We start from the raw sequence: 3,255 nt of genomic DNA, 5'->3' as shown, positions 1-3,255 counted from the left end.
AGTTTGATGTCCGGGATCAAGCGACCAGCGCAGTTGCGGCCGAACTCAACCAGTTCGCAACCCAGACGGCCCGCCGTGAGCTGCGCCAGATGCGATTTAATGACCGCAATCGGTTTAACCAGATAGTTGCGCAGATAGTATTCGGTAAAGATCAGCACCACGATACCGGCGAGCAGCACGATGATGATCGTATCGCGGTTACGAGCGTTGTGTTCGCTAATAGAAGGAATGATTTTGGACGCCGACATCTCATCGCTGTATTTTTTAAGCTCATCGCCAAACGTCCATGCAATCGGCGGGAAAACTTCGCGGAACAGCGTGCGGAAACTGGCGAGATCATTACGCTGCAGCGCGGCATTCATGGGGTCTACCGCATCCGTGATCACCTTTTCCCAGGTGGTATACACGCCGTTCGCGGTGGTCGGGTCAATCCCGATGTGTTCGGAATTTTTGAAGTTTTCCAGTGCCGTCTTCGTATTCTGGATAGCGGACTGCGCCATATCCATCGTCTTCTTGGCGTTAACCTGATCGTTCTCCTGCATAAAATCCATCGCTCGTTCCAGACGGATGACAGCGCGGAAATACTGGTCGTTGCCGTAAATCAAAAAGGAATAATTCTTTTTCTGCGCTTCACCCTGCGTCAGTAAATTCGTCGCCTGATTTAGAGAATAAATACTGTATCCCGACGCGATACCCCATATCACGATCAGTGTGCCTACAATGACTAATACCATCGCATGTATGCTGATGTTTTTCAGAAAATGCATATTCCACCCCATGAGAGTCTTTAATAGGTCCGCGCCCTGACGCGAACAATATTCTTTCTTTTCGATGAACGAATGTGCAGCGATGATTAACCCTGTTCAGACGCGTCAAGCCATGCCCTGCTGTACTTCCTAACTATCTGATTTAAAACCCTTCCATAGAAACGCAGCCACGCTTGAACGGCGATAAAGCCGTCGTCCAAAACACCTGCCGGGTTTTAATTCCCTAAGTATAGGCACGGATATAAAAAGGGGTATTCAGAGCCACGCTTTTATCTAAAGAGAAATGAGACCAGCGTCACCGCAACCGAAAAACGACTATTTTTGGTCCTGCGGATCCTGGCTGTCAGGGTTATATGACGAGTATTGAAAGAGGAAGGAGAATAAAAAACGCACCGGCGAAACCGGTGCGCTTAGTGGTGCTCATTAACGATGGAAATTAAAACTGTTCCCAGTTGTCATTGCTGTTTTGCGCCTTGCTGGCGGCAGGTGCTGCGACCAATGCCGGTTTTTGGCTCAGCGCTGGGCGTTTCAATTCCAGACCATTTTGGGGGCTACCGGAAGCCGGACGCGCTTCGCTTTCCAGCTTGAAGACGGCCACGGCATCGGTCAGATGACGCGCCTGCTCTTCCAGAGAGCCCGCAGCAGCGGAGGCTTCCTGCACCAAGGCGGCGTTCTGCTGAGTCACGCCGTCCATTTGCGTCACCGCGCTGCCCACCTGCTCGATACCGCGGCTCTGCTCATCGGAGGCCGAGGCGATTTCGCTAATCAGGTCGTTAACGTGGGTAATAGAGGTAATGATCGTGCCCATCGCTTCGCCAGCTTTTTTGACCTGGCTGGAACCAATATCGACGCGCGAGACGGATTCGGCGATCAAACCTTCAATCTCTTTCGCTGCCTGAGCTGAGCGCTGCGCCAGATTGCGGACTTCCCCCGCCACCACGGCGAAGCCACGCCCTTGCTCACCGGCTCTGGCCGCTTCAACCGCCGCGTTCAGCGCCAGAATGTTGGTCTGGAACGCGATGCCGTTGATCACGCTGGTGATATCCGCGATTTTGCGGGAGCTGGTCGTAATGTCGTCCATCGTACCCACGACGTCATCCGTAATCTCGCCGCCTTTCCGCGCGACGATAGACGCTTCGTGCGCCAGTTTGCTGGCCTGATGAACGTTTTCAGCATTCATTTTCACGGTCGAGCTCAGCTCTTCCATGCTGGCCGCTGTTTCCTGCAACGCGGCGGCCTGCTGTTCAGTACGCGCGGACAGGTCGTTGTTGCCCAGGCGAATCTCGCTGGAACCCTGATGAATTGAGAACGCGCTGTCGCGGATAGTGCTCACCGTCGTACGCAGGCTGTTTTGCAAAAAGGTCACGTGCGGAAACAGCTGCCCGGCGCAGTTGCGGCCAAACTCTTTCAAATCGAAGCTCAGCTGGCCTTCGCTCAGACGTTCAAGATGCGACTTCAGCTGATTAATCGGTTTCACCAGATAGTTGACCAGATAACGGTCGCTGATAATCAGAATGATCACACCCAGTATCATCGTCACAATCAGTAGGCGTTTGTTCAATGACGTCATCGCGTGAACGTCGTCGATGGCTCGGTTGGCCTGCAGCGCCTCGGCATACTGGTCTGAATTGGCAGCAAAGTTCACGCTGAGGGACGGATATGTCACGCGGTAAATCTGACGAAAGTCGTCAATGCGACCGGCTTGCAGCGCGGCGAACATGGGCTCGATGCCCGACTCGATCAGCGAAGACCAGGTAGATGTCGTATTAGTGATTAACGCGGGGTCAATCTCAAGCGAGTCGTTATGGCGAAACTGTTCCAGCGCGTCTTTGGTATTTTTAATTGCGACGTTGGCTGAGTCCAGCATGGTTTTCGCCGTAGCCGTATCACCGAGCTGCACGTAGTCGGCGCTTCTCAGCATCCGCGTCACGGCGCGAAAATATTGATCGCCTCCTTTCACCAGTAATAGATAACTTTTTTTCTGCGACTGGTTGACGTCAAGCAGCGACCCCATTTTATTGAATTCGGAAACGGTAAATAAAGATACGCCGACCCAAAGGAGGAGGAATATGCCAAGTATGATTAACATCATAGTCCTGATGGTGACATTCTTCAGAAAACTCATAAATAAACTCCGTATGTTTTACTAACGATTTCATGCCCGTGCTGATAAACAACATGGGCTGTTAAATCTGTAAAATCGTTCTTTTATTAAAGGAAATAACAAGTGCTGTATGTTGTCGCTCGCAGACGAGATCGCGCCGGATGTTCCATTTTTTCAATAAATGAAACACGCAAGTAACAAATGTCGCGGCCTAGTATATATCGGAGACGCGATTAGGTTAGTTATTATTTTTGATAGTATTGTGAAAACGGGTGAAACGAATGGTGGCGCGCGCCGATGGCAGCAGTGCCGGTGCGTAACGGGAGAGTTAAATACTGGTTTTATTCATTAGTAAAAAAATAAATATTTTTTATTCGTTGAATT

2 protein-coding genes are annotated in these 3,255 nt (G+C 51.0%); both read right to left on the bottom strand.

Going from position 1 to position 3,255, the window contains the following annotated elements; translation table 11 throughout:
* A partial coding sequence (locus Q7O77_RS16090; protein ID WP_304169666.1) for a Tar ligand binding domain-containing protein occupies positions 1-767 on the bottom strand: 767 nt, incomplete at its 3' end.
* 436 nt (positions 768-1,203) lie between these two features.
* A complete protein-coding gene (locus Q7O77_RS16085; RefSeq protein WP_304169664.1) occupies positions 1,204-2,892 on the bottom strand; it encodes a methyl-accepting chemotaxis protein in 1,689 nt (562 codons plus the stop codon).
* Positions 2,893-3,255 lie beyond the last annotated feature (363 nt).

The sequence above is a fragment of the Lonsdalea britannica genome (assembly GCF_946477055.1).
GTDB classification, from domain to species: Bacteria; Pseudomonadota; Gammaproteobacteria; order Enterobacterales; family Enterobacteriaceae; genus Lonsdalea; species Lonsdalea britannica_A.
The sequence above is the reverse complement of the archived record's forward strand: the minus strand, read 5'-3'. Positions and strand labels throughout refer to the sequence as shown.